20 protein-coding genes and 2 tRNA genes are annotated in these 24,563 nt (G+C 75.1%); 18 read left to right on the plus strand and 4 right to left on the minus strand.

Annotation, left to right across the window (positions count from 1 at the left end; genetic code table 11):
* Positions 1 to 57 precede the first annotated feature (57 nt).
* The 3 genes from ACN260_RS03765 (at position 58) to ACN260_RS03775 (ending at position 750) form a co-directional block, all read left to right on the plus strand.
* Positions 58 to 131: transfer RNA gene (locus ACN260_RS03765), tRNA-Met, on the plus strand.
* 157 nt (positions 132 to 288) lie between these two features.
* A tRNA-Met gene (locus ACN260_RS03770) sits at positions 289 to 362 on the plus strand.
* 118 nt (positions 363 to 480) lie between these two features.
* Positions 481 to 750, plus strand: coding sequence for a hypothetical protein (locus ACN260_RS03775; protein WP_422754713.1), 270 nt, complete (start codon positions 481 to 483; stop codon positions 748 to 750).
* Between the two features lie 36 nt (positions 751 to 786).
* On the opposite strand, the gene ACN260_RS03780 is transcribed toward ACN260_RS03775, so the two are convergent.
* Positions 787 to 2,118, minus strand: a complete 1,332-nt coding sequence (locus ACN260_RS03780) for an ABC transporter substrate-binding protein (RefSeq protein ID WP_422754714.1) — start codon at positions 2,116 to 2,118, stop codon at positions 787 to 789.
* A 146-nt stretch (positions 2,119 to 2,264) separates the two neighbouring features.
* Here ACN260_RS03780 and ACN260_RS03785 point away from each other — a divergent pair, with 146 nt between their 5' ends.
* A complete protein-coding gene (locus ACN260_RS03785; protein WP_145921574.1) occupies positions 2,265 to 3,098 on the plus strand; it encodes a phosphoribosylaminoimidazolesuccinocarboxamide synthase in 834 nt (277 codons plus the stop codon).
* Between the two features lie 45 nt (positions 3,099 to 3,143).
* Here ACN260_RS03785 and ACN260_RS03790 read toward each other — a convergent pair whose 3' ends face one another.
* Together ACN260_RS03790 and ACN260_RS03795 are read right to left on the minus strand one after the other, a co-directional pair.
* Positions 3,144 to 5,177 carry a hypothetical protein gene (locus ACN260_RS03790; protein WP_422754715.1) on the minus strand — a complete coding sequence of 678 codons (2,034 nt, stop codon included), beginning with the start codon at positions 5,175 to 5,177 and terminating at the stop codon, positions 3,144 to 3,146.
* A gap of 16 nt (positions 5,178 to 5,193) precedes the next feature.
* Positions 5,194 to 6,249, minus strand: coding sequence for a WXG100 family type VII secretion target (locus ACN260_RS03795; RefSeq protein WP_422754716.1), 1,056 nt, complete (start codon positions 6,247 to 6,249; stop codon positions 5,194 to 5,196).
* A 248-nt stretch (positions 6,250 to 6,497) separates the two neighbouring features.
* Here ACN260_RS03795 and ACN260_RS03800 point away from each other — a divergent pair, with 248 nt between their 5' ends.
* The 12 genes from ACN260_RS03800 to ACN260_RS03855 all read left to right on the plus strand — a co-directional run bounded on the left by ACN260_RS03800 (position 6,498) and on the right by ACN260_RS03855 (position 22,037).
* Positions 6,498 to 6,857: a WXG100 family type VII secretion target gene (locus ACN260_RS03800; protein WP_422754717.1), complete on the plus strand. Its 360-nt coding sequence runs from the start codon at positions 6,498 to 6,500 to the stop codon at positions 6,855 to 6,857.
* A 77-nt stretch (positions 6,858 to 6,934) separates the two neighbouring features.
* The gene (locus tag ACN260_RS03805) at positions 6,935 to 7,225 is read left to right on the plus strand and encodes a WXG100 family type VII secretion target (RefSeq protein WP_088644222.1); all 291 of its coding nucleotides are present in this window, start codon (positions 6,935 to 6,937) and stop codon (positions 7,223 to 7,225) included.
* Between the two features lie 110 nt (positions 7,226 to 7,335).
* Positions 7,336 to 7,737 (plus strand): YbaB/EbfC family nucleoid-associated protein, encoded by a 402-nt coding sequence (locus ACN260_RS03810; RefSeq protein WP_422754718.1) that lies wholly within the window; start codon positions 7,336 to 7,338, stop codon positions 7,735 to 7,737.
* Positions 7,730 to 8,101, plus strand: a complete 372-nt coding sequence (locus ACN260_RS03815) for a hypothetical protein (protein ID WP_422754719.1) — start codon at positions 7,730 to 7,732, stop codon at positions 8,099 to 8,101. Before ACN260_RS03810 ends, ACN260_RS03815 begins: the two co-directional genes overlap by 8 nt.
* Positions 8,102 to 8,140: 39 nt before the next feature.
* On the plus strand, positions 8,141 to 18,391 hold the full coding sequence (locus ACN260_RS03820) for a glycosyltransferase (protein ID WP_422754720.1): 10,251 nt from the start codon (positions 8,141 to 8,143) through the stop codon (positions 18,389 to 18,391).
* Positions 18,392 to 18,450: 59 nt separating this feature from the next.
* On the plus strand, positions 18,451 to 18,810 hold the full coding sequence (locus tag ACN260_RS03825; RefSeq protein WP_422754721.1) for a hypothetical protein: 360 nt from the start codon (positions 18,451 to 18,453) through the stop codon (positions 18,808 to 18,810).
* Positions 18,811 to 18,822: 12 nt separating this feature from the next.
* Entirely contained in the window at positions 18,823 to 19,191 is a 369-nt protein-coding gene (locus ACN260_RS03830; RefSeq protein ID WP_422754722.1) for a hypothetical protein, read from the plus strand.
* Positions 19,192 to 19,280: 89 nt separating this feature from the next.
* A complete protein-coding gene (locus tag ACN260_RS03835) occupies positions 19,281 to 19,841 on the plus strand; it encodes a hypothetical protein (protein WP_422754723.1) in 561 nt (186 codons plus the stop codon).
* A 64-nt stretch (positions 19,842 to 19,905) separates the two neighbouring features.
* Positions 19,906 to 20,565: a hypothetical protein gene (locus ACN260_RS03840; protein ID WP_422754724.1), complete on the plus strand. Its 660-nt coding sequence runs from the start codon at positions 19,906 to 19,908 to the stop codon at positions 20,563 to 20,565.
* Positions 20,566 to 20,710: 145 nt separating this feature from the next.
* On the plus strand, positions 20,711 to 20,935 hold the full coding sequence (locus tag ACN260_RS03845) for a hypothetical protein (protein ID WP_422754725.1): 225 nt from the start codon (positions 20,711 to 20,713) through the stop codon (positions 20,933 to 20,935).
* The gene (locus ACN260_RS03850) at positions 20,932 to 21,492 is read left to right on the plus strand and encodes a hypothetical protein (RefSeq protein WP_422754726.1); all 561 of its coding nucleotides are present in this window, start codon (positions 20,932 to 20,934) and stop codon (positions 21,490 to 21,492) included. The genes ACN260_RS03845 and ACN260_RS03850 overlap by 4 nt, the downstream gene beginning before the upstream one ends.
* The gene (locus ACN260_RS03855) at positions 21,489 to 22,037 is read left to right on the plus strand and encodes a hypothetical protein (RefSeq protein ID WP_422754727.1); all 549 of its coding nucleotides are present in this window, start codon (positions 21,489 to 21,491) and stop codon (positions 22,035 to 22,037) included. Before ACN260_RS03850 ends, ACN260_RS03855 begins: the two co-directional genes overlap by 4 nt.
* A gap of 19 nt (positions 22,038 to 22,056) precedes the next feature.
* Here the strand turns inward: ACN260_RS03855 and ACN260_RS03860 are convergent, their stop codons facing one another.
* Positions 22,057 to 22,527 carry a hypothetical protein gene (locus ACN260_RS03860; protein WP_422754728.1) on the minus strand — a complete coding sequence of 157 codons (471 nt, stop codon included), beginning with the start codon at positions 22,525 to 22,527 and terminating at the stop codon, positions 22,057 to 22,059.
* Positions 22,528 to 22,655: 128 nt separating this feature from the next.
* On the opposite strand from ACN260_RS03860, the gene ACN260_RS03865 reads away from it, so the two are divergent.
* Together ACN260_RS03865 and ACN260_RS03870 are read left to right on the plus strand one after the other, a co-directional pair.
* On the plus strand, positions 22,656 to 23,570 hold the full coding sequence (locus ACN260_RS03865) for an SseB family protein (protein ID WP_422754729.1): 915 nt from the start codon (positions 22,656 to 22,658) through the stop codon (positions 23,568 to 23,570).
* The gene (locus ACN260_RS03870; protein WP_422754730.1) at positions 23,567 to 24,547 is read left to right on the plus strand and encodes an SMI1/KNR4 family protein; all 981 of its coding nucleotides are present in this window, start codon (positions 23,567 to 23,569) and stop codon (positions 24,545 to 24,547) included. Before ACN260_RS03865 ends, ACN260_RS03870 begins: the two co-directional genes overlap by 4 nt.
* Positions 24,548 to 24,563: the final 16 nt, after the last annotated feature.

Below are 24,563 nucleotides of genomic sequence, written 5' to 3' on the forward strand. Positions count from 1 at the left end.
CTGCCGGGGTGCCGTTTTGCGGGCCCGGGGGTCGGTAGGCTACGGTTGACCAGCCGACGCGGGGTGGAGCAGCTCGGTAGCTCGCTGGGCTCATAACCCAGAGGTCGCAGGTTCAAATCCTGTCCCCGCTACTGTTTTCGACAGGCCCCGGAGTTCGTCTCCGGGGCCTGTCGCCGTTTCCGCCCCGGGCGGCGGTGCTCCCCGGCGGGCGGCCCTGAGCTGGGTGGACGGCGGATCGGGGGGCCGGCCGATCTCCGTCGGGCGGATGGGGTAGGCTTAACGGGCCGACGCGGGGTGGAGCAGCTCGGTAGCTCGCTGGGCTCATAACCCAGAGGTCGCAGGTTCAAATCCTGTCCCCGCTACTGTTTTCGACAGGCCCCGGAGTTCGTCTCCGGGGCCTGTCGCTGTTTCCGGTGTTCCGTCCGGAATCGCTGCGGGCTTCGGGGTGCCGGACTTGCCGCCCTCGGTCAGGATGAGGGCATGTCTACTGAGATCAAGACGTCAACTCCGATCACATGGTGGGGCCGGCTCAGCGCGGTCCTCGGCGCGGTCGTGCTCTCGGTCTTCGTGCCGGTGGCCGCCTGGGCGTCCACCGGCACCGGCGAGTTGGTGGTGGAGGCGGCCCGGCGACGGTCCAGGGCCGGCGGCTTCGGCGTCCTCGGGCTGCTCTGCTGCCTGGTGGTCGTCGGCGGCATCGTCCTGCTGGTGGTGCTGCTGACCCGCAACCGGCGCAACCGTCCGCCCCGCTGACCCGCGACCGGCGTCACCGCCCGTCCCGCCGACCCGTCACCGGGCCAGGGCCGCCTGGGCCCGGGCCATGAACTGGGTCGTCGCCGCCCGCGCCCCGGAGCGTCCCGTGCGGATGCTCCGGGCCGCCTCGGTGAGCAGGGCACGCACCTCGCCGTGCCCCCGCGGCGGCGGGGCGGGCGCCGGGCCGACCTGCTGGTGCAGCGCCTCACCGAGGGCGGCGACCTGTTCGGCAAGCGGATCGTCGAGGGTCTGCACCACCGCCTGGCGTACGGTCAGGCTGGCCGGCAGGCCCCGCTCGGTGCCGAGCAGCCGACCCACCTCCACGCTGCCGGTGAGGAAGTCGACCACGTCGGCCACCACCTGCGGGTGCCGGGTGCCCCGGAACCCGGCCCAGTACATCGACGCCCGGTCCCACTGGGCGGCCCGGGGGCCGGGAAAGCCGACCAGGGCCAGTTCGTCCCTGCTGTAGCGCTGCAGCTCGGGAAACTGGTGTGACCAGGCGAACGAGGCGGCGGTGTGTCCGCTGACGACCAGTTGCCGGGCCGGCTCGCCCCCGTCGGCGCGGTCCACCAGGGCGGCGGCCGGGGTGGCCCGTTGGCTGCGGGCCCGCTCCCAGAACTCGAACCAGTCCAGCAGCGCGGCCGGGCCGAAACCCAACTGGCGGCCCTGGTAGAACCGGGTGCCCAGCCCGCGTAGCCAGAGCCACAGCGCCCGGTGGTCGCCCGACGGGTCCATCGAGCCGGCGACCCGGCCCCGGCTGGCCCGGGTCACCCGGGCGGCCCAGCTCAGATAGTCGGCCCAGGTCATCGAGGTGGTCGGTTCGGCGACCCCGAGCCGGCGCAGCAGGTCGCGGTTGAACACCACGGCGGCGTGGGTCTGCGCGGCCGCGACGCCGTACACCCGGTCGTCGATCTCTCCGTAGTCGATCAGGCCCGGCGGGAGGGTGTTCAGGTTGATCCGGCCGTCGTCGACGTAGCCGCCCAGGTCGAGCAGGATGCCGCGCTGGGCGTAGTCGCCGAGCATCGAGTCGTCGATCTGGAACAGGTCGGGCACGTTGCCGCCGCCGGCCTGGGTGGCGAGCCGCTCGTAGTAGCCGCCCTGCCCCTGCCAGGTCACCCGGAAGGTGACCCGCGGGTTGCGGGCCGAGTACAGCCGCAGGGCCCGTTCGGTGGCCTCGGCCCGCCGGGTGCCGCCGTACCAGAAGACCGACAGCTCCACCGGGCCGTCCGGCGTCGGCGACTCCGCCTCGACGCCGCACCCGCTCAGCCCACCCGCAGCCAGCACCGGCACACCGAGCAGCGCGCCGAGCAGCCGCCGCCGGGCCGGGTCGACGCCGGGCCGGACCAGCGGGGGACGCACAGCGGACACGGGGTGCTCCTGGGGACGGGCGGGCCGGTAGCCGGACCATTCACGCAGGTGGCGCGGCCGGGTGTCAACGCCCACCCGGCCCGCCGCCCGCCGGCCGCCCGGGTGGGCGACCCGGCCGGCGTCGTCCCCGTGGTGTACTAGGGCACGTGGAACTTCTGCACTCGGGCAAGGTCCGGGACGTCTACGCGGACGGCGACGACCTGATCCTGGTCGCCTCCGACCGGATCTCCGTCTACGACGTGGTGCTGCCCACCCCGATCCCCGACAAGGGGCGGCTGCTCACCGCCCTGTCGCTCTGGTGGTTCGAGCAACTCGCCGACCTGGTGCCGCACCACGTCGTCTCCACCACCGACGTGCCGGCCGAGTTCGCCGGCCGGGCGATCCGCTGCCGCCGGCTGGACATGGTGCCCGTCGAGTGCGTCGCCCGGGGCTACCTGACCGGCGGTGGCCTCAAGGAGTACGAGCGCACCGGCGCGGTCTCCGGCGTGCCGCTGCCGCGTGGCCTGGTCGAGGCGTCGATCCTGCCGGAGCCGATCTTCACCCCGTCGACCAAGGCGCCGGCCGGGGAGCACGACGAGCCGATCACCTTCGCCGACGTGGTGGACAAGGTGGGTGCGGAAACCGCCGAGCGGCTGCGGCAGATCACCCTGGACGTCTACCGGCGGGGCGCGGAACTCGCCGCCGACCGGGGCATCCTGGTCGCCGACACCAAGATCGAACTGGGCTGGGCGGCGGACGGCACCCTGGTCCTCGGCGACGAGGTGCTCACCTCCGACTCGTCCCGCTACTGGCCGGCCGAGTCGTACCAGCCGGGCCGGACCCAGTTCTCCTACGACAAGCAGTACGTGCGGGACTGGGCGACCAGCAGTGGCTGGGACAAGCGGTCCCCCGCGCCCGAGGTCCCCGCCGACGTGGTCGAGGCGACCCGGGCCCGTTACGTCGACGTCTACGAACGGTTGACCGGCGAACGCTGGTCCTGACCTGGCGCGTTCCGGCCGGCCCGTGGCGGGCCGGCCGGAACGCGGTCAGTTGCCGCCCAGCGCGGTCTTCGGCTCGGCCCGGTAGGAGCGGTCCTCGGCCTGCTTGCCGAGCACACCACCACCCGGCGTCTCCACACTGAACGCCTGCTCGTCGGTGACGATCCCCGGACCGTCGCGGTGCTCGTCCCGGTCGTCCCGCTTCGCGGCGGTGGTCCGCCGGGGAGCCAGTTCCGGCGGCACCGGCTGCCCGCCGCGCGCCCGCCGGGGTGCCGGCCCGGCCACCGGCCGGCCCCGCAACGCGCCCGGCACCTCCTCCAACCGGGACACCCGCCCCCCTGACAGTGGTGCGGCCGGCGCGTCCAGCACCGGTGCGGTCGCCTCCGACCGGCCGTCACCCCACCACTCGCCGCCCGGCGTCACCGGTTGCGCCGCACCGGCCCGGTCACGGCGCTTCGACCGGGGCGTCCCGGTCACCTCGGCACCCCGGGCCGGGCTGCCCAGCACGGGCGGGGCGGTCCCCGGCCGGGTCGGCGTGGAGGCGTCGCCGGCCTGCCCACCGGCGGCGCGACCGGCACCGCCGGACGTGCGTCGCTCCGGCGGACGCCGGTTCTGCAACACCGGCGCGGTGGTCTCCCCGGCCGGCCGGCCGAACAGGTCCTCGTCGCCGGCACCCGGGCGGGCGTTGCCCCGCCGGGTCGGATCCGCCTGCTGCCCGCTGCCCGGCCGGCCGGAGGCCGGGGAGTGCGGGGAACCGGTCGCCGGGGTGCCCCGGGCACCGGTCGGCGGGGCCGCCGTCGACCCGGCACCGGGACCACGCAGCCCGTTCGGCGGCGCGGCCCGACCGCCGGTCGGTGGCGGGGTGGCGTTCGCGCCGGGGGACCGCAACGACGCCTGGGGTGGTTCGCTGACCGCCGGTGCGCCGGCACCGCCGCGCAGCACCCCGCTGCGCAGCCCGGCACGCTCACCGGCGAGCCCGTCGAGGCCCGGCGGCCGGGCGAGCCCGGCCCGGCCCGCGCCGGTGGCATTGGCGGTCACGCCGCGCGGCCCGGGTGCCCCGGTGGACAGGCCGGGTGGCGGCGCGACCAGCGGCGGCGGCACCACCGGCGGCGGCACCACCGGCGGCGGTGCCACGGCGGGACCCGCCCGCTCGTCGGTGCCGGGCGTCGGTGCCGGCGCACCGGCCTCCGGTGGCGGCCGCAGGGTGTCCAGCACCTGCCGGGCCAACCGGTCCGGATCATCCGGACGGGGCACCGGCCGCACCGACGCCGGCGGCGGGGTCGCGCCGACTCCCGGCGGGCGGGCACCGGGCGGCCCCACCGGCGGCGGGGCGCCGACCGGCCCGCGCCACGGCGGGTGACCGACCGGGTTGAGCACCGCGTCCATCGGGAAGAACGGCGGACCGTGCCCGCCACTGACCTTGCTCAACGTGTCGAAGTAGTCGTCGGCGGTGCGTCGGGCCAACTCCTGCGCCCGGCGGTTGTACTCCTCCTGCTTCTCCCGCACCGCCTCGGCCTCGGCCGCCTGGATGCCCTTCTCGCCGTCGTACAGGCCCAGGGTGAAGCCCTGCTTGAAGCCCTCGGAGAACTGCGTCCAGCCGTCGGAGTTCTTCGCGTCGTCGATGGCCTCCCGGTATTCCGTCCAGAGCCGGTCCATCTCCGCCCGGGAGTCGCGGGCGATGCCGACCATCGCCCGCAGCGCGGTCACGTTGTGCTGGGCCGCGTCCATCCACTCGTCGAGGTACGCCAGCGTCTTGCCCGGCCCCGCCTTGAGGAACGCGTCGCGGGCCTGCGGTGACTTCCAGTGCTCGTCGTGCAGGGTCTGACTGGCGGACAGCAACTGCTGGTGGATGCTCTGCAACAGGTTGTAGGCGTTCTGCCACTGGTCGGCCAGCGCCGAGATGTCCTCCGGGTGCTGCCCCAGCACCTGCTGGCGGACCGTCTCGATGGTGGCCCCGCCCTCGCCGCCCGGGGCCGGGGTGAACTTCAGGTCCGGGTTCTCCGGCGGCATGACGTACCGGGTGCCCTCGCCGCGCGGGCCACCGTGCGCGTACGTCGCCTGGGCGCCCCAGTAGTCGGCCATCGTGTCCTCCCCGGGCTCAGATGCCGTAGTCGTGCTGCTTGATCTCGTCCAGCGCCGCCTTGGCGGGGGAGTCGGTCAGCTCGGCCGGGTCCACGCCCTCGGTGTCCTGGCCGATGTGCAGCTCCTGGGTGACCGTGCCCTTACCGTCGGTCGTGGTGATCGTGTGCGTCCCGTCGGCATGCTGCGCGTCGACCCGGGTGGCGGTCGGCTTGTCCGCGGCGTCGAGCTGCTCGCTGGTCACCGTACGACCGCCGTCGACGCCGTACGACGTGGTCTCCCGACTGCCGCCGGTGCGCCGGCCCTCGGCGTCGGTGTTGGTGGTGGTGACCACCGTCGCGTTGCCGGTGACGACCGTGGTCGTCCGGCTGGTGCTGCTGTCGAGCACCTTGCCGGTGGCGTCGGTCGTGGTGGTGACCGTCACGGTGCCGGTGCCGCCGGGCAGTGGGCGCTGGACCACGGTCCGGACCACGCCGCCGGGGCCGAGCGCGGTGTAGGTGATGCTGCCGTCCGGGTTGACCTGCGGCTTGCCCTGGTCGACGAACTGCTCCGGGGTCGGGGCGGTCGTGGTCTGCCCGCTCGACACCGTTTCCAGGTACTGGTCCCACCAGGTCTTGCCGGAGACGAACGGCGGCAGCCCGGCGGGACGTGGCGCGTCGGCCTCCCCGAAGGCGAACCGGACCGCGTCCAGTGAGGCCGCCGACCAGCCGTCGGTGTTGGCGTAGGCGTCCGCCACCGTCTGCGCGGCCATGCCGATGTTGGTCAGCGCCGCGCCCAGGTAGGTCAGGTACTGCTGGAACTCGGCGTAGTTCAGGGTGAGCTGGGTGCGGACGTAGACGCCCTCGGGCAGCGCGGCACCCTCCCAGGCGCGGTGCGGCAACTGGCCGAGCTGGCTCAACCGGCCACCGTGGCTCTGCAGGTTCTCCTGGATGACGACCATGTTCCTGCCGTAGTCGACCAGCCCGTCCGGATCGACGTCGACGGGCTTCTGGTCGGCCAGCCAGTCGGTCCGGGTGTTCTGGTCGGTCTCGTGCTGGTACGGGTTGCCGCCCGTGCCGCCGTCGTCCTCCGCCACCGAACCTCCCCTGGTGCGGCGGGCCCCCGCCCGAGTGTCACCGGAAATCGCCCCGAGCGTAACCGCTGCCGACCACCGCCGGGACCCGGTACCACCGCTGTCGCCACCCCGACCAGCCACTTCGGACGAAGTGAGGTGGCCCGATTCGTTACGGGGCGCTACCGTCAGGGTCGGCCACGACGGCCACCACCATCAAGGGGACGCTTCCCTGACCGGGGGGCGCAAGCAGAGGAGCGGGTGAGTCCACCTTGACCGACACTCCGGGACTGGGTCAGGTTCACGCCACCCAGGATCAGTTGAACGCGATGGCGAAACGGTGCAACGAGACCGGTGAGGGCCTCGCACTGGGCATGGCGCGACTCGTCGAACGGGTGCAGGCGCTGGGCGGCAGCGGCATGCGCGGCTCGGCCAACAATGCGCTTCAGGACGTCTCCGTGCAGCTCAACGACGGCCTGAAGAAGATCATCTCGGCGCTCGACGAGCTGTCCGGCAAGATGACCAGCGCCGCCACGCAGTACGGCATGAACGACGAGGACGCCGCGACCGAGATCCGCCAGGCCGCCGCCGAGACCGGCGACGCCAGCGTGATGAGCATCCTGCGCGGCTGACGCCGCCGGCATCCACGCGGCCGTCGACCCTCACCGGGCGACCCGTGCCGCCGTGACCAGCGAAAGGTGACCTTCCAGTGAGCAGTCCCATCACCTACAACTTCGCCCAGATCTCCGACGTGGCCACCGCCATCGGCACCTACCAGGGCCAGATGGACGGCAGCCTCCAGGACCTCTACACCCAGTTCACCCAGCTCTTCGCGCAGGACTGGCAGGGCCCGGCCGGGCAGGCGTGCGACGAGGCCCGGCAGAAGTGGAACCAGGGCGCCACCGAGATCAAGGAGGCGCTGACCCGGGTCGGCGTGAAGCTCGGCGCGTCCGCCGAGCGGATGCAGCAGGTCGACCAGCAGATCGCCGCCGGCATGTGACCGTCCGGTCCGCCGCCCTCCCGCCCGGGAGGGCGGCGGACCGGCGGGGCGGCCGGGGCCGGGGCGGCCCGGTTAGGCTGCCCGTCGGAAGGGACCTCGGGGGAGGGACGATGGAGGAACGACCGAACTTCGGCGCGTTGACCGCCATGATCGGTGACCTCAAGAAGGCCTGGTCCGGAATGGACGAAGTGCAGCGCCGGATGCTCCGGGTGACCGGCACGGCCTGGTCGGACGACCGCACCGTCAAGGCGGTCGTCGGCCCCCGGGGGCACCTGCTGGAGTTGGACATCGACCCCCGGGTGTTCCGTAACCCCAACTCCAGGGCGCTGGCCGCCACCATCGTGGCGACCGTTCGCCTCGCCGTGGAGGACGCCGCCGAGCAGTCCCGCGAGATCCTCGACGGCAGCCTCGCCCCCGACCTGCGCCGGATGGCCCCCGGCGGTGCGCAGTTGGAGAAGCTGCTGCACAGTCACGACGCCGACGTGCGCCTGAAGGGGGACGACGATGAGTAGCTTCGTCGAGATCAAGACGAGCGTCGCCGACATCCTCGGCATCGCCAACCGGCTCCGGATCAACGGCCAGTCGATGCGAACCGCGATGGACGGCAGGCTCGGCGCGATCACCACGCTGGAGGCCGCCCCTGGCACGCTGCCGCGCGACGAGTTCACCGACGAGTTCCTCAAGACGTACCACAAGTCGGTCGAGGTCCCCGGCGGTGGCGGGCAGCAGATGAACGAGGCCGTCAAGGCCACCGTGCCCAAGCTCGGCGAGGCGATGGACAAGCTCGGCGCGTACGTGGCCGACGCCATGTGGAGCTACACCGGCACCGACGACGACAACGCCACCGACATCGACCGGGCCGGTGGCCGGCACTGACCCGGGCCGGCAACCCCACGGTGCCGGGGAGGACCCCGCGTGAGCGAGAGTGACCACGCCCTCGCCGAGATCCTGGAGTGGTTCTCCGACCTCGAAGCCGCCATCCCGGGCGTCCGCTCCACCGTCGGTGAGATCCTCATCGGCAAGATCCCCGAGTCGGACATCGACGCCGTCTACGAGCTTTCCGACGCCTGGGGTGCCGCGACCCAGGAACTCGCCGCCTTCTACGAGGAGGCGGTGCACGCCGCCGACGGCATCCTGACCAACTGGAGCGGCGACGGGGCCGCCGAGGTGTTCACCCGGGAATGGCTCGCCTATCTCGAATCGCTCGCCGGCACGGTCGACACCCTCGCCTCCATGGAGGAGGCGGTGCAGAGCTTCGGGCTCCAGATCGAGCTGATGAAGTTCATGGCCCTGCTCGGCCTGATCATGCTCGCCGTCTCGCTGTTCATGCTGGTCGCCGCCGCCATCCCGTCACTCGGCCTGTCCACCGCCGGCATCCCGGGGGCGTTCGCCGCCTGCCGGGCCGCGATCGGGGCCGCCGCCACCAACGCGGTACGGGCCATCGGCAGCATCTCCGTGCGCGCCGCCCTCGCCGAGGTGACCGCGCTGCTGACCCGTACGCTGCCGACCCTGGTGCGGACCCAGTTGCCGAACCTGGTCCGTACCCAGGTCCCCCGGCTGGTCACCACCCAGTTACCGCGGTTCGCGCGGACCCAGGTCCCCGCCTTCGTCCGGCAGACCCTGCCGACGGTGATCCGGCAGGGCGCCGGCACCCTCGCCCGCAACACCCTGCCGCGCAACGTCATCGCCCGGTCGGTCGCCGACCGGATGGCCGGTCAGTGGCTGCGCGGCGTCACCAACCGGGAACTGCTGCGCCAACTCGGCCGGGAGGCCGGGCTGGAGTCCCGCCGGCTGGCCGGACGCAGCCTGCTCGCCGCCCGCAACCAGCTCGCCCGGGAGATCGAGGAACAGCTGCTGCGCAAGTTCGGCGCCCGGGTCGGCACCGACCTCGCCACCCGCGGCGGGGTACGGCTGGCCGGCACCGAGGCGTTCGAGCAGCTCAGTCGGGCCACCCTCAGCCAGTACGCGACCCGCGAGATCGCCACCACCACCTTCGGCCGGGAGCTGACGAAGTACCTGGGCCAGCGGGTGGCGTTCGGGGCGGCGTTCATGGGCGGCGGCAACCTGCTGGGCCAGATGTACCAGATCGCCGGTGGCGAACGGTCCAGCCTCGACCTCGGCCAGCTCGGCGTCTCCACCGTCCAGGGTGGGCTGTTCGGGGCGTCGATGTTCGGCGGCATCCCCGGCCACGTCATCGGCGGCGGGGTCACCGGTGCCCTGGTGACCGGCGCGACCGACGCCGCGCAGGGGAAGTTCGACCTGCAGAACATGCTGCACGGCGGCGCGGAGGGGGCCAAGGCCGGCGTCATCTTCGGCGCGCAGAACAAACTGGACACCGTGCGGGTCGGCGGGATGAACCTGCGGATCGGGCGCGACGTGATGGTGCTCCCCGAGGGGATGGCCGCCGTCGACCGGGCCGCCGGCCTGCGGGTCACCTACAGCGAGCGGGGTGCGGTCTGGGCCCACGTCGACGGCGACGGCCACCGGCTCGACGGCGGGGCGATCGCCGCCGACGGCACCGTGCTCGCCCGCGACGGCGTCCGGTCGCCCGACCCGACGGTGGTCGACGGCGACGGTCCCCCACCCGGCGGCCCGCGCGGTCCGCACCCGCCGCGACCCGAGCTGCCCCCGGCCGACCTGCCGCAACGCACCGACCTGGTGGGCGGTACCGGCGACGGCGGCGGCCCGCGCCACCCCGCACCGGTGCGTACCCCGGAGGCGGGGACCCGCCTGGCCGACCCGGCCCGCCCGTCCCTCGACCCGGCCCGCCCGCCTGCCGACCCGGTGCGGCCCGGGGGCGAGCGGACGCCGGGGGAGTGGTCCCGCCCGGGTGGCGACCGGGTGGTGGGGGAGTCGACCCCGCCGACCGGCGAGCGGACGGCCGGTGAACCGGCGACCCGGCCGACGCCGGCCGACACCGCACCGGTGCGCGGTCCCGTCGACGGCGCTCCCATCCGCCCCGACGGCCCACCGCCCGGCCGGGACGCCGACCCGGTCCGCGCCGACGCCGACCCGGGACGCCGCGACGTCGATCCCGTCCGCCGCGACGTCGATCCCGTCCGCCGGGACGCCGGGCCGGGACGTCACGAGGTCGGGCCGGCCGGGCGCGAGGGCGAGTCCGTCGGGCGCGATCCCGGCCCGGGACACCGGGACGTGGAGCCGGTCGGGCGGGACGCCGAGCCGGCACGCCGGGACCCTGACGACGCGCCACCCCCGTTGCCGGCCGACCGCCCCGAACCACCGGCGACCACCATCCGGGACCATCCGGCGGCCACCGGTACCGACCGGACCGGGCCGGCCACCGACCCGGCCGGGATGAACAGGACAGATCCCCGCCCGGAGCACCCCCGGCCCGAGGACCGCCCGGTCACCGACCGGCCCCCGCAGGACCGGCCCCCCGAGGACCATCGGGCGGAGCACCGGGAGGCCGGGGACCGGGACGCGCAGAGCGGGGCCTCGATCCGTCCCCGCGACCAACTCCGGGCGATGGAATGGGCGGACCGGGCCTACGACCGGTTCCGCGCCGACCCGGGTGACGTCGCGGACATCGCGGCGAACCTCGCCACCGTCGCCCGCCCCGGCGGCACGACAGGGTTCACCCACGCCGAGATCGCCCGGGTGAAACAGCACCTCATGGTCGACGAGCATGTGCTGCGGGACTACCCGGACGGCTGGGTCCGTCGACGCTTCGACGCCGACGAGGACATCGCGGAGGCGTGGATCAGGCTGCGGGAGGGCCGCCCGCTCGAACCCGACCTGGTCCTGCTGGAGCACGAGCTGGCCGAGTCGGGCTACCTGCTGCTGCACCCGGAGGCCACCTACCCGGATGCCCACGCCTACGCCCAGAGCCTGTTCAATTGGGAGCGGGTCGCGCCCGGCCGGACCGGAGAGGACCTGGACAACTCGTGGCCGAGGAGAACCGGTGATGGCGATTCTGGTGGACTTCGAAATGGTCCGGGAGGACAGTCGGGAGGTCGAGTACAGCTTCGGCTACCCGGAGAAGGACCGTCGGCTGGTCATCCAGAAGGCGTCCCGGGAGGGGCAGGTGCTGGACGGGCCGGAGGACATGCAGTACAGGAAGGCGTACGGCAAGATCCTGCGGATGCAGGCCGAGGCCGCGAGCTGGCCGCCGGGGGGCAGCCACGCGGCGTAGCGCAGGGCCACGTCCCGGCCGAGCTGGTGCCGGCCGGGACGCACCCGGCCGGGCCCGCGGTGCCGCTGCCCGAGGCGGTGCGGTCGACGTTCGACGGGCACGTGGGGGAGCTGCTGGCCGGCCGGGACGCCGGGCCGGTGGACCAGCCGCACCGGGCGAGCTGGGACGGGTCGTCCCGCCTGCTCACCGTCGAGTACCCGGACGGGCTGCGCGTCGGGGTGGTGCTCCAGGTCAACTCGGCGCTGCCACCCGGGCAGCCGGTGGTGCTACGGCCGGGAATGACGGTCGAGCACGGGCAGTGGGTGCAGCGGGAGCCGGCCGGGGTCGTGTTGCCGGAGCACCTGCCGGCCGACCCGGCCGCGCGGACCGCCTTCGTCGACCGGCAGCTCGGCGACGCCTGGCGCACCCTGCACCGCGAGATCCACCAGGTGCTCGACCGTCCGGTCGGGCCCGGCCGGGCCGGGGTGCCGACGGACGGCGTACCGGAGGGGGGTCGGGCCGGGGCGACGCCGCCGGACGGGCCGGCGCGACCCGGACCGGCGCGGACGTCACCGGAGCCGGCGCTGGCGGCGCTGGAGGCACCGGCGCGGCCGGACCCGCCGGTGCTGGACGCCGACGCGGTCGGTTTCCGGGACGCCACCGCCCCCGCGCCGGTACCGCCCCGGCCGCTGACCCCGGACACCGTGCGCGGCCTGCTCGCCGACGACCCGGCCACCCCCGCAAAGCTGCGGGACTGGGCCCGGGAACACCTCGCGGTACGCCGGGAGGACGGCTCCTACCAGCCGCGTAGCCAGGCCGAGATCGACGCCGTGGTGGCCCGGCTGCGGGCGGAGGCGACCGCACTGGTCGCGCAGCGGACCCCGGCCGACCCGAACGCCGCACCCCCCGCCACCGTGCCGGATGCCGCCGTGCCGTCGGACGGGTCGCCACGGGTCGGCGACGAGCTGCCGATCAGTCAGGAACTCGCGCCGAGCGGCAACTTCCCGGCCCACCGCACCCGGACCGGCGCGGAGCTGCCCGGGCAGGTGCACGAGCTGGTGGGCAGGGCGAAGGAGAACCTGCTCGCCCGGTACCCGGAGGCGGCGGTCGCCGGCCGGCTCGCCGACCTCGACGCGGTGGCCGGGCAGGCCGACCGGTTGCAGGCGGCCGCCGACCGGGCCCGCGCCGGCGGCCCGCTCGGTGACGTCGTGCGGGAGGTACGCGCACTGAGTCGGGCGGTCGACGGGTACGCCGACCGCTACCGCGACTGGCGGGACTTCTCCCGGGGCGGGGAACACGCCGACCCGGGCTGGCGGGACCTGGACGGGGTGGACCCGCTCAACTCCGTCGAGATGGCGCACCGGGTGGTCAGCGTGGACCCGGTCACCCACCGGTTCCACGTCATCGACCAGGCGATCGCGGTGGCGAAGATCGGCGACGTGCTCGGGCCGGCGTTCGAGCGGCACGCGGCCGACACCTTCGAACGCGTCATCCCGAAGGACCCCGACTCCGCCCGCGCCCTGGTGCCGGCCGAGGCGTACACGCCCGCCCTCGAACAGTGGATCGCGCAGGGTGCGCGTGGCGGTTTCGACTCCCGGCACGGGCTGACCTTCGTCGCTGCGGAGGACGGCGGGCAGCCGCGACCGATCAGTGCCCTCGCCGCGACCGTGCTGCACGAGGGCATGCACCGCCTCCAACCGAACCCGGACCACATCGGGTCGCACCTGCTCGAAGCGGTGGCCGAGGGCCGGCTTCCGCGTACCGCGCGGGACGAAGTCCTGGTCAGCCTCCGCTTCGAGGGTGAGTTCCAGGCGTTCACCGTGCAGCAGCAGTTCCTGCGGGGGCTCGCCGGATTCCGTTCGGCCGACCATTCCGCAGACCCGCGCCTGCCGCGCTCCGACGGCTACCGGTCGCTGGCCGACCTCACCCCCCGGCAGCTCCAGGAGTACGTAACCAGCCGCTACGTCGCGCCCACCAGCCGCTCGGCACTCTCCCCGGACATGCTCCGGCGGCTCGCCGAGCTGCCGCCGGAGAGCTTCGTGGAACGGGCGCGGCAGGCGATCGAGGAGGCCACCCACCCTCTGGCGGAGCAGCGGCGACAGGGAACCCTCCACGGCCCGATGAGCCGTGATGTCGCCGAACGGTTCGGCCTCGACCTGGACGCCCTGGGCAGGGAACAGGCGGCGCGGGTGGAACCGCCCCTGCGTGACCGGGGTGGCTCTGCCCCGACCGTTCACCAGGACCCCGCCGCACCCCCGCCGCTCGCGGAGTGGGGTCCCGGGGGCCCGGCGGACCGTCCCGGGTTCCACCCGTCCGGCCCGGCCCCCGAACGGCCCCGGGGTGGGCTGCGGCGCATCGTCGACCGGGTCGCCGGTGTGTTCCGGTCGACGGAGGAACCTCCGCCGGCCCCGGAGGGGCAGGGCCGAACCCGGGGCGACGATGCGCAGAGGCCTCCCGTCGGGTGGCCGGAGCCAGCCGAACGCCCGGCTCCCGGTGAGCCGCAGCCCTGGGCGTCCGACGGACCCCGTTCGCCAGGGGAGGCGACGGGGGAGGCCCTGTCCGCCCGGGGTGGGCTGCGCCCGCCCGGCCCGGCGGTGGATGCCGCCACTCTGCTACGCGCCGAGGAACGACGGTACGCGCTGGAGGAGCTGCGTGCCGCGACGAACCCGATCGACCAGGCACGGCTCCGTGCGGAGCTGGACCGGTTCGACGCCGACCTCGCCCGGCGCGGGTATCCCGTCCACCAGTTGGAACCGGTCCCCGAGGCTCCCCAGCCGCAGGACTCTCCGCACGTCGACGGACGCGACCACTCCCGTCACGACGAGCTCTGGACCGACCGCCGGTGGCGGCAGGAGGACCGCCGACCGTCGCTGGACGAACTGCTCCCCTCCTCCGACGAGGAGGTGGCGGCCTGGTCGGACGTCGTCCGCGCGGAGGTCGCCGCCCAGTTGGACGGGCGTGAGTTCGCCGGCCTGCGGATTCGCGTCGACCTGGCCGACGAGTACAGCGTCGGTGTGCACCGGGACCAGGTGATCGTCCGGGCCGACATCGTCGATCCGGAACGTGGCAGCGTCGGGCGGGTCGTGCGGGTGTTCCAGCGCGACCACGACGGCAGTCTCTTCGTGGAGCACACCTCGCTGCGGCTCGCGGAGAGCGTGCAGGGTCGGGGCTTCGCCCGGGAGTGGAACGCCTACCTGGAGGACTGGTACCGGGAGTCGGGCGTGCAGCGGATCGAGGTGCACGCCGCCGCCACCGTCGGCGGGTACGCGTGGGCGCGCGACGGCTACGACTGGGCGCCGGACACCGGGCACCGGGCGAACGCCGTGCTGGACCGGCTCCGGGGCGAACTGCGCGAGGTGGACGTCGACATCGCGCTGGCCGGCCGGGCCACCGACGGCCCCGTGGACCCCGACCGGCTCCGGGCCCGCTACGGCACCACCGATCCGCAGCGGGTGCTCGCCGAGGCGTACCGGCAGCGGGAGGCGGGACGGGAGATCCTGGACCGGGCGGCCCGGCACCCGTTCGGCACCCGTGGCTTCCCGACCCCGTTCGAGATCAGCCAGGCCGGCTGGGGGGAACACCACCAGGGGCGGGACGCCGCGTGGATCGGCAAGCGGGCGTTGCTCGGCGCGGACTGGAAGGGCGTCAAGCCGGTCAGTGACACCGGCCCGCTGCACCCCCGCTCGGCGTACACCGTCGGGCTGCCCCGGGTGCCCGACCCGTCGGCGATCCACGGCCTGCTCAGTGGCGGCCATCCGCCGGTCACCGCCGCCCGCGTCCCCGACGCGCAGTTCCACGGGTACGGCCGGGAAACCCCCGAGCCGGAGCTGGTACGGCAGCTCGGCGACGACGCCCTGCGGCAGACCGTGGGCCGGTTGCCGCCCGACAGCCCGCTGCGGGGCGTACGGCTGGAGTTGACCGCCGTGCCGGCGGACGTGCTGCCCGACGGCGCGGTGGCCCGGTCGGTGCCGGTCGACGCGGACGGGCGGGACCTGCCGCACGGCACCGTCCCGCCGGACGGGGGCGGTTGGCGGATCGAGCTGTCCGACCGAGCGGCCGACGTCACCGTGGCACGGGCCGTCGCCCACGAGGCCGCCGAGCTGACCGCGATCAGCGAGCGGGCGGCCGGTGGGCTGGACCCGTTCGCCCCGGACGCGTTGACCCCCGGGGCGCTGGCCGACGGCGTCGGCCTGAGCCCGCACGACCTGGGCCGGCTGGCCGAGGCGGAGGTGCTGGCCGACCTGCTGCACGACCCGGCCCAGGCGGCGTACGCCCGCACCGAACTGCGGGCACTGCGCGACCATCTCGGGCTGCACCCGGACGATCCGGGCCTGGCGACCCGGCTGCGGTTGCTCGACGGGCGGCTCAGCGACGCCGGCCGGGAGGCGCTCGTCGGTGCCGACCCGCCGGCCCGGACTCCGACGCTGCGGATGCTCGGCTTCGCCGAGGGGGTCGCCCCCGGCGGGACGGTGCACCGGGTGGCCGAGGCCCTCGGTGGGCGCGGCGACGAGCTGAGGATCCGGGTGCCGGGGGCGCAGCCGTCCACGCCGGCCCCCGGGGTGCGGGTGTTCGGCGCCGATCCCGTCCCGGGCGTCACCGGGTCGCTGAGCCCGCTGCTGCGCCCCGACGGGCTGCCCGGCGACGTGGACGTGCTGGTCGGCCACGGGCAGACGGCGGGCATCGCGGACGTGCGGCGGGACGCCTACCCGGACGCCGCGGTGGTGCAGCTTCTCGACCGGGTGCCGACCGACCCGGAACACCTGCGGGTGCTGTCCCGGGCGGACCTGGTGGTGGCCGTCGGCCCGGACGTGGCGGACGGGCTGCGGCAGGGGCTGACCGGGCTGGGCGGGCGGATGCCGGAGATCCGCGAGGTGACGCCGGGGTTCGTGCCCCGCCCGGTGCCGCCCGTCGGTGACGGCACCGGCGCAGGCCCCAGGCTCCTGGTGTACGACGGCGACTCGGCCGCCCACCGGCAGGCCGCCCGGGTGGTCGCCGAGTTGCGCTCCCGGGGTCTGGACGGTGCCCGGCTGGTGGTGACCAGCGTGGAGTCCGACCCCGGCGTGCGGCAGGTGCTCAGCCGGGAGTTGAGCACGCTCGCCGGCACGTTCGTGGAGGTCCGTGCGCTGCCGACGGAGGCGGAAGCGGTCACCGCGACGTTCCACGCGGCGGACGTCGTGCTGGCGTCGTCCCGGAGCGACGGCTACGGGCCCGGGTTCGTCCTCGCCGCCGAGCACGGCGTCCCCGTCCTGGTCGACGGCGCGACCGGTGCCGGCCGGCTGCTCGCCGACCCCGACCGGGTCCCGCCCGGCCTGGGGCGCGACTCGGTGGTGGGCGAACCCATGGCCGTCCCCACCGCCTGGGCCGACCGCGTCCAGGGGCTGACCGATCAGGCCGTCGCCGGCCGCGAGCGTGCGCTGGAGCTGCGGGATCACCTCACCGGACGGTTCGGGCCCGAGGTGACCGCGCAGGTCGTGCACGACGGTCTGGCGGCGGCCGGGGTGCGGGGCGGCCGGGTCGCCGACGGCGACTGGAACGGTGAACTCTCCCCGTACGAGGTGGTCCGCCGGAACCCGGCCCCGGCCGGGGAAGCCGCCGGGCGGCTGCGGGTGATGACCACCTGCACCGAATGGCACTCGAAGCTCGGCGGGGTGCCGACGGCCAACCGGGAGCTGACCGAGGCGTTCGCGGCGGCCGGGGCGCAGGTGCACGCGCGGGTGTCCGCGGTCGACCCGGACCGGCCGGACCTGGTCCGGGAACGCGTCGCCGACAACCTGGAGGTGACCGGCGTACGACCGGTGTGGGGGGTGCTGGACGCCAAGGGCCTGCCCGACACGCGGGCGCTGCTGATGCTCTTCGAGAACCTGCCGCCCGAGGTGGACGTCGTGGTCGGTCACTCGCGGTTCAGCGGTGGCGCGGCCCGGCTGCTGGTGGAGCAGCTCTACCCCGGGGCCCGCTACGTCCACGTGCTGCACACCGCGCCGGAGGTGCTGGACGGCCTGCGGGGCAACCCCGCTGAGGGGCTGGGACACGCCGAGACGGAACGTCGTCTGATGGCCGGTGCCGACCTGGTGACCGGGGTGGGTCCGCTGCTCGGTCAGGAGGCGGCCCGGCTGGCCGGCGAGGGGACGGCCCACCCGCCCCGGACCCACGAGATCATCTCGGACATGCCCCGCCTGCCGGGCGAGCCGGCCGCCCGGCCGGCCGACAGGGTGGGCTTCGACCTGGTCGTCCAGGGCCGCGCCACCGACCCGATCAAGGGCATCGACTTCGCCGCCAAGCTGGTACGCCACCTGCGTGCCGAGGGGGTCGACGTCCGGCTCACCGTGCGCGGCGCGCCCCCCGCCGATGTCGCGGCGCAGACCGAACGCCTCGCCCACCTGGCCGGGACCGAGGTCCGGGTGCTGCCGTTCGTGAAGCCGGGCAGCCCGGAGCTGATGACCGACCTGTACACCGCCGACCTGGTGCTGATGCCGTCGATCCACGAGGGCTTCGGGCTGGTGGCCAGCGAGGCCGCCCGGGCGGGGGTGCCCGTGCTGGTCGGCGAGGGCACCGGCGCGGGACTGTTCTTCGGGGACCCGAGGTACGTGCCGGCCGCCCTGGGCGAGCCGGCCACGGTACGGGACGGGGTCACCGTCGCCGCGTGGCGACGCGGACTGGCGGCGATCACCCGCCCGGACGGCACGGTCGACCCGGCGGACCAGCGGGCGCTGCTGGATCGGGTGGCCGACGAGCGGGTCCCGGTCTGGGCCGAGCACGTCAAGCGGCTCCTGAACGACCTGTCGGCCCAACGTGAGCGGGCGCTCGACCTGCGCCGCCACCTCGACGCCGGGTATCCGCCGGGCAACGCGGCCCGGGAGTTGCTGGCGGTGCTGGCACGGCAGCCGGACGCCGTCTCCCGTGCCGACGCCGCGTCCCGCGTCGACGCCTCCCGCCCCGACGCCGCCAAGGGCGGGCGAGAGCACGACGGCGGCACCGGCACGGCGACGCCCGGCCGGCCGTCTCCCGACGTCGACCGTGCCGGGTCGGGCGGCTAGCGTGGGGACGGAACCGACCGGCCGACCGTGCGGGTGCCGACGAGGAGGGGCGCAGCCTGATGACCGACGCTGATCCGGACCGGGACGCCGCCGCGCACCTGCTCTGCCAGTACGACTACGGGCAGGCCGGCGACGGGCGCGGCGTACGGCGGCCCATCGGGCTGGCCGAGGCGGCCGACCTGTGGCGACGGACCCTGGAGTCCGGCCGGGCGGCCGAGTCGACGGTGGACGGGCCCCGGGCGGGCGACGACGTGATCGCCTTCTCGACCGCGCGGGCCCACGTCGTGGCGGCCCTGCTGGAGGAGTTCGCGGCCCGGGTCGAGCCCGGCCGGTCCACGCCGGCGGTGCGGGCCGACGACTCGCTGGCGGAACTGGCGACGCGGCTCGCCCGGCACCTTGAGTCGGGCACCGGTTACTGAGGGGACGTGGCGATGAGCGACGACGACCTGACCGTCCCGGTCCCACCGGCCGACCCCGCCCGGGACCTGCTGGTCTGGCCCGACTACGAGCGGGACGCCAGCGGTCGTACGACGGTGCGCCGGGTCGGGCTCGACGAGAAGGCCGCCCAGTGGCGGGCGACGGTCGACGCGGGACGCGTGACCGAGGAGCGGCTCGGCCCGGCCGCTCCCGGACTGGTGTCGATGTCGAGCGCCCGTGGCCTGGTCGTCGCGGCGATGCTGCGGGAACTGGCGGCCCGGGTCCGGCCCGGGTTCGCCTGTGGCCCGGTCCGCTCCGACGGCTCACTCAGCGCACTGGCCCGCGAGCTGGCCGACGACCTGCGTCGCCGCACCGACCGATGACCCCGGCCGGTGGAGAACCCGACCGGCGGCAGCCGGAAGGCGCCTCGACGGGTTCCTGTTCGGTTGGGAACCCGCACGACGAGGGCGGCGTGGTGCTGCTGCCGGCGCTGCGTACCCGGGACGAGGCCGATATCTATCTCGACCTGCACCCCTGCCCGCGCTGCGGCTCGATGGAAACCACCTGGCGGGACGGGCCCGTGACGGTGCGGTCGCGGCGGGCTCACCGGTACGCCGGCCGCTGCGCCGACTGCGACGAGAACCGGGAGCTCCTGTTCGAGGTTTCCGAGGACGGCGACGGACCGGCTCCGCCGGGGCCCCGTCCGAGGACCCGGTTCGGTGGGGATGGACCCTCCCTGCTGCTCGACCCCGGCGAGTGGATGCTCGTCGCCGACTGGTGTGTCGAGGCATGGTCGTCGTCGGATGCCCGGGGCGACGACACGGGGGCGGCAGACTCATTGTGGACCGCGGTGGCCGCGATCGAGGAGGTGCGCAAGTTCCTCCCGGCCGACGGGGAGGCCGTACCCGAGTCGGCGTTCTGGTCGGTGCGGGGCCGTACGGTCTATCACCGGGAACCCGGCCGGTTCCGGCGTCGCCGGTTGCAGGTCCTGCTGGACCTCTACCTCAACCGGGTGCCCTGGGTGCCGTCGTGACCGGCGTGCCCGCCACCGGGCGCACCGGCCCGCCGATCGACCCCAGCCAGGTACGGAGGAGTGGATGGACACCCGACGGGTGATCGACATGCTCGAACGTGCCGTCTTCACCGGCGACGAACGGGTGAGGCGTACGTTCGGTGGGCCGGCCCTGCTGGGGCTGGAGACGGCCCAGATGGGCTACGAAGCGCGGCCGGCGGACTGGGCGGTGGCGCGGGAGAGCTGGGTCGACGAGGTGATCGAGGTGGTCGGCACGAACGGTGCCGTGACCACCACCTTCGGCCTGCTGTTCCCCCGTGCCGGCGAGGGTGTGGTGTTGAACTCGCCGGCCACGATGGCGGCGCTGGGCCGGCGGGTGGGGGTGGACCTCGATCCGGTGGCGTACGCCGAACTGCTCGCCATCCTCCACTCCGGCGCGACGCCCGACGGCGGATTCGGGTACGCGTTCTCCGCGACCCCCGCGTTTCCGCCGGGATGGTTGGTCCGCGACCCGGACCACTTCCGCACCGTCTTCCCGGTGCCGTCGGCACCCCCGGTCGGGCCCCCGACGTTCTCAGGGCGGGCCGACGGAAGCTGGACGCTGCACTTCTGGTCGCACGACTACCACCTGTTGGAGGCACTGGCGGCAGCGGTTGACGTCCACGAGTGGGAGGTGACCGGTGATCCGGCCGGACCGGCGTCCTGGTCGCGCCGGACGGTAGGCACCCGACTGCCGCTCGCCTGAACGACGACGGCTGCGGTGACGCCGGCAGGGCGCGGTGAACCCGGCAGGGTGCCGCGGGCCGACGCCTGGCGGGTCGGGTGGCAGAATGACGTGCGCCCCGGTCCGTCGGTCCGGGCGGGCGGCATCCGGAGGTGACCCGAAGGCGATGACCGACGACCCGCAGCGACAGCGCAGGCTGCGCGAGCTGGCCGACCTGCACGCCCGGTGGCAGGCCACGCACCAGGTGGACGACGCCGACTTCACCCCCGAGGGCGCTGACTCGGCGCAGCGCCGGTCGCCGTCGGCGCAGGCGCAGCGCGAGTACATGCGCCGGGCCCGGGAGATCATGGGCCTCGACCCGGACACCGGCCACTACCGGGACACCGAGTGACCCTGCTGCCCGCCGCCCGGACCCGGGACGAGGTCGACCTCTACCTGGAGTTGCACCCGTGCACCCGGTGCGGGTCGATGGAGGCCGCCTGGACCGCGACGGCGACGACACGGGACTCCCGTCCGGCGTACCGGTACGCCGGACGGTGCGCCGAATGCCACGGGCAGCGCGAGTTCCTCTTCGCCCTGCCCGAGGGGCGGACGGCACCCGCCGATGCCGGTCCGCACCCCCGCAGCAGGTTCGGCGGCCCGCAGCCGTCCGCCCTGCTCGACCCCGGTGAGTGGCTGCTCGTCGCCGACTGGTGCGGCCAGGCGGCGGAGGTGGCCGAGCGGCAGGGCGACGACGCCGAGGCGGCGGACCTGCGGTGGACCGCCGTGGCCGCCCTGGAGGAGGTCGGTAAGTTCCTGCCCGTGTCCGGCGACGCGGTGCCGGAGGCGGCGTTCTGGTCGACCCGGGGGCGGACGGTCTACCAGCGGGAGCCGGGGCGGTTCCGGCGTCGCCGGATCGAGGTCGTGCGGGACTTCCACCTCGACCACATGCCGTGGAGCCCGGCGTGACGCCGCTGGTAGCGCGCTCCACCCACGAGGCCCACCTCTACATGGACCTGCAACCGTGCGGCTGCGGGCAGGGGGGCTTCCCGCGCGCCTCCACCGTGCTCACCCTGCCCGACGGCGACCTGGCCCGCCGCTACACCGGCGCGTGCCAGGGGTGCGGCACCCCCCGCGATTTCCTGTTCCGGCTGCCCGCCGTGCCCGTCGGGGTGCAGGAGGGCTTCCGGTACGGCGGCCCGGAACCGTCCCGGCTGATCGACGCCGGGGAGTGGCTGTGGGTGGCGGAAAACCACGCCCGGGGGGTGCCGGCCGGGGCGGAAACCCTGCCGGAGGTGGACCGTCGGCGGTGCCGGTCCCGGCTGGCCGCCGCCGTCGCCGCGCTCGACGAGGTGGTGAAGTTCGTGCCGCTCGGCGGGGCCCGGGTGCCGTTCACGGCGGTCTGGACGGCGCTGGGCCGCACCGTCTACCAGCGGGAACCGGGACGGTTCCGGACCGGCCGGCTGGCCGCGGTGCGGTCGGCGTACGTGGGGGCGCTGCGCCGCCTGGGCTGAGCCGTCGTCGGCGGCGCGGTCAGCCGGCGGTGCCGCCCGACGGCCGCGCGGGGGTGGGGGTCCCGCCGGCCGGTGGGCCGGCCGACAGGTTCGCCTCGCACGTGGGGGAGATGCTGCTCTGGTCCTGCACGAGCCGGTCGCCGAGCAGGATCGTGCAGTGCAGCGTCGGGATCCCGGCGGCGTACGCCAACCGCTCGTCGACCCCCGGCCGGGCCTGCGGCGTCGCCGACACCCACACCCGTTCGACGTCCGGATAACGCAGCGTCACCGCGTGGGACCAGGCCCAGGTCAGGCTGGTGGCGGACTGTGTCTTCAACCTGCTGTGCCCCCAGGTGACCGCCATCCCGAACAGCCCGCCCCCGCCGCCGACCACCTCGACGGTGAGCGTGACCACGTGCTCCACCGGGGCCGGTGCCGGGGCGGGCGACGGGCCGGCGGAACAACCGGCCACAGTGGCGGCCAGGGCGACGACCGCGACGACACGTCGCATGGAACCTCCTGCGGAACATTGGCGGACGGCGACCGGCCCGTAGCCTAGCGTGCGCCCGGCGCGGGTCCCGCCCGCCGGTGGGACATCGCTAGGCTCAGGTCGGCACCGGGCAGGGAGGGAGACCCGTCGTGGACGAGTCGTGGCAGCCGGCCAACGACACCGAACGGGCGTTGCTGCGCGCGGCGCGCGATGACGACCGCACCGGATTCTTCCGCATCCTCACCCGGGCCGAGCTGTTCCTGCCGCAGGTGCGCGACGACGACCCGGCCGACGGCGGGCAGCGGTTCGTCACGATGGACCTTTTCGGAGCGCCGTTCCTGCCCGTCTTCACCTCGCTGGAGGCGATGGCGCCGCAGGTCGCCGGGGTCGCCGACGCGTACACCGTGACCGGTTACGACGAGCTGTGCGAGCGGTGGCCGGTGGCCGGCTGGCGGCTGGCGGTCAACCCGGGCACCCCGCTGGACGCGTACCTGCCGGTGGAGGCGGTCCGGGCGGCGGCGGACGGGGAGCTGACCGTGCCCGCCGGTGCGGAACTGCTCACCGAGCTGGCCGAGGCGGCGGCCGACGACGAGATCGCCGCCGCGACGGCCGACGGGCCGGACGACCCGGCCACCACGCCCGTCCCGCCGGCCCCCGCCCCAGGGCCGGCGGACGAGCCGGACACCGCGGCGCTGTTGCGGGACGCGGCCGAGCGGGGCGACTCCGCCGGCTACCTGGACGCGCTGCTCGATGCGCTGGTGGTGCTCCCCACCGCCGCCCCCGTGCCGGACCCGGCCCGGCTGGTCGACGTGGACTTCCCGTGGCGGGCGGTCGGCGCGGGCGAGACACCGGTGGTCGAGGTGTTCACCACTGCGGAGCGGTTCGCGCGGGCCTACCCGGACGGTACGCCGAGCCTGCGGGCCACGATGGCCGCCCTGCTCACCGTCTGGCCGCCGGGGCACGCCCTGGCCGTCGACCCGGACTCCCCGGCCGGCGTCACCGTCCCCGCCGACCAGGTCCCGTTCCTCCTGCTCTGGCCCACCCCCGACGGGTGGGGCCGGTGAGCGGGGCCGGGCCGATCCCCGCAGCCCGGTACGCCTTCGGGGTGGCCCACCCGGTCGCGCCGATGCTACGGGTCCGCTACCGGCAGGGCGTGCCGGTCGACCCGTACGGCTTTCCCGACTGGACGCCGTACGCGCGGGCGGTGGTGGAGCTGCCACCGCTGCCGCCGGGCATCGGGATCGACGAGGCCCGGGTGCTGGACGTGCTCACCGCCAACCTGGCGGTGCCCGACCCGGCCGATCCGCAGGCGTCGGGGCGTACCCCGGCGGGGTGGGTCTGGGCGCACCTGGCGCGCAGCCGGCGGGTCGCGCTGGTGCCTGCGGAACTGCACGCGGCACTGCGGCACCTGGGCGGGGTGAGCACCGGCGACGCCGACCCCCGGCGGCGCGGCCTGCCGGTGGACACGGCCACCCCGCCGCCGCTGCGGTTCGCGCAACGGCTCACCACGCAGGCGGTGGCCCGCGTCGAGCAGCGGCTCGGTTTCCCCCTGCCGGCCGGCTACCGGGACTTCCTGGCCCGCACCAACGGCGGCTGGCCGGACTGGCCCGCCGTGCACCCCCGGTTCGGGTTCGTCGTCGACCAGCCGCTGTTCGGCGTGGTCCGGCCCGACTGGATGCAGGACCTGTGCCACGCGAACGCCTGGTTCACCGACCGGTTCACCGCCGACTTCCTGGCCGTCGGGCACGTGCAGGGCGGCCTGCTCGCCGTCCGGGTCGCCGGTGGCGACGAGGGGTCGGTCTGGTACTGGGACGACGACGACCCCCGGGCCCGCGACGACGACACCGCCGCCGACGTGGCCGACCGGCTGCTGCACCGCTGCGCCGACAGCTTCGGCGTCTTCTGGCACGCCCTGCGCGCGGTGCCCGGGTCACTGCGTGAGCTGGCCGTCGACGCGGTGGCCGGGGGCCGGGTCGGCCGGGTCGACGACGGGCGCACCGGGTCGGCGCTGCCGCCCGCCCGCCGGCAACCGGCGGCGTGAGGCCGGGACGGAGGAA

Origin of the sequence: Micromonospora sp. WMMD708, from assembly GCF_049315245.1 — a bacterium.
In the GTDB taxonomy this organism is placed as follows: Bacteria; Actinomycetota; Actinomycetes; order Mycobacteriales; family Micromonosporaceae; genus Micromonospora; species Micromonospora wenchangensis.

Excerpts from the sequence above, each read along its gene's own strand:
- ACN260_RS03775 (WP_422754713.1), top strand. The coding sequence starts at position 481 with ATGTCTACTGAGATCAAGACGTCAACTCCGATCACATGGTGGGGCCGG.
- ACN260_RS03860 (WP_422754728.1), bottom strand. The coding sequence starts at position 22,527 with ATGCGACGTGTCGTCGCGGTCGTCGCCCTGGCCGCCACTGTGGCCGGT.
- ACN260_RS03810 (WP_422754718.1), top strand. The coding sequence starts at position 7,336 with ATGGAGGAACGACCGAACTTCGGCGCGTTGACCGCCATGATCGGTGAC.
- ACN260_RS03845 (WP_422754725.1), top strand. The coding sequence starts at position 20,711 with ATGACCGACGACCCGCAGCGACAGCGCAGGCTGCGCGAGCTGGCCGAC.
- ACN260_RS03790 (WP_422754715.1), bottom strand. The coding sequence starts at position 5,177 with ATGGCCGACTACTGGGGCGCCCAGGCGACGTACGCGCACGGTGGCCCG.
- ACN260_RS03830 (WP_422754722.1), top strand. The coding sequence starts at position 18,823 with ATGAGCGACGACGACCTGACCGTCCCGGTCCCACCGGCCGACCCCGCC.
- ACN260_RS03825 (WP_422754721.1), top strand. The coding sequence starts at position 18,451 with ATGACCGACGCTGATCCGGACCGGGACGCCGCCGCGCACCTGCTCTGC.
- ACN260_RS03840 (WP_422754724.1), top strand. The coding sequence starts at position 19,906 with ATGGACACCCGACGGGTGATCGACATGCTCGAACGTGCCGTCTTCACC.
- ACN260_RS03815 (WP_422754719.1), top strand. The coding sequence starts at position 7,730 with ATGAGTAGCTTCGTCGAGATCAAGACGAGCGTCGCCGACATCCTCGGC.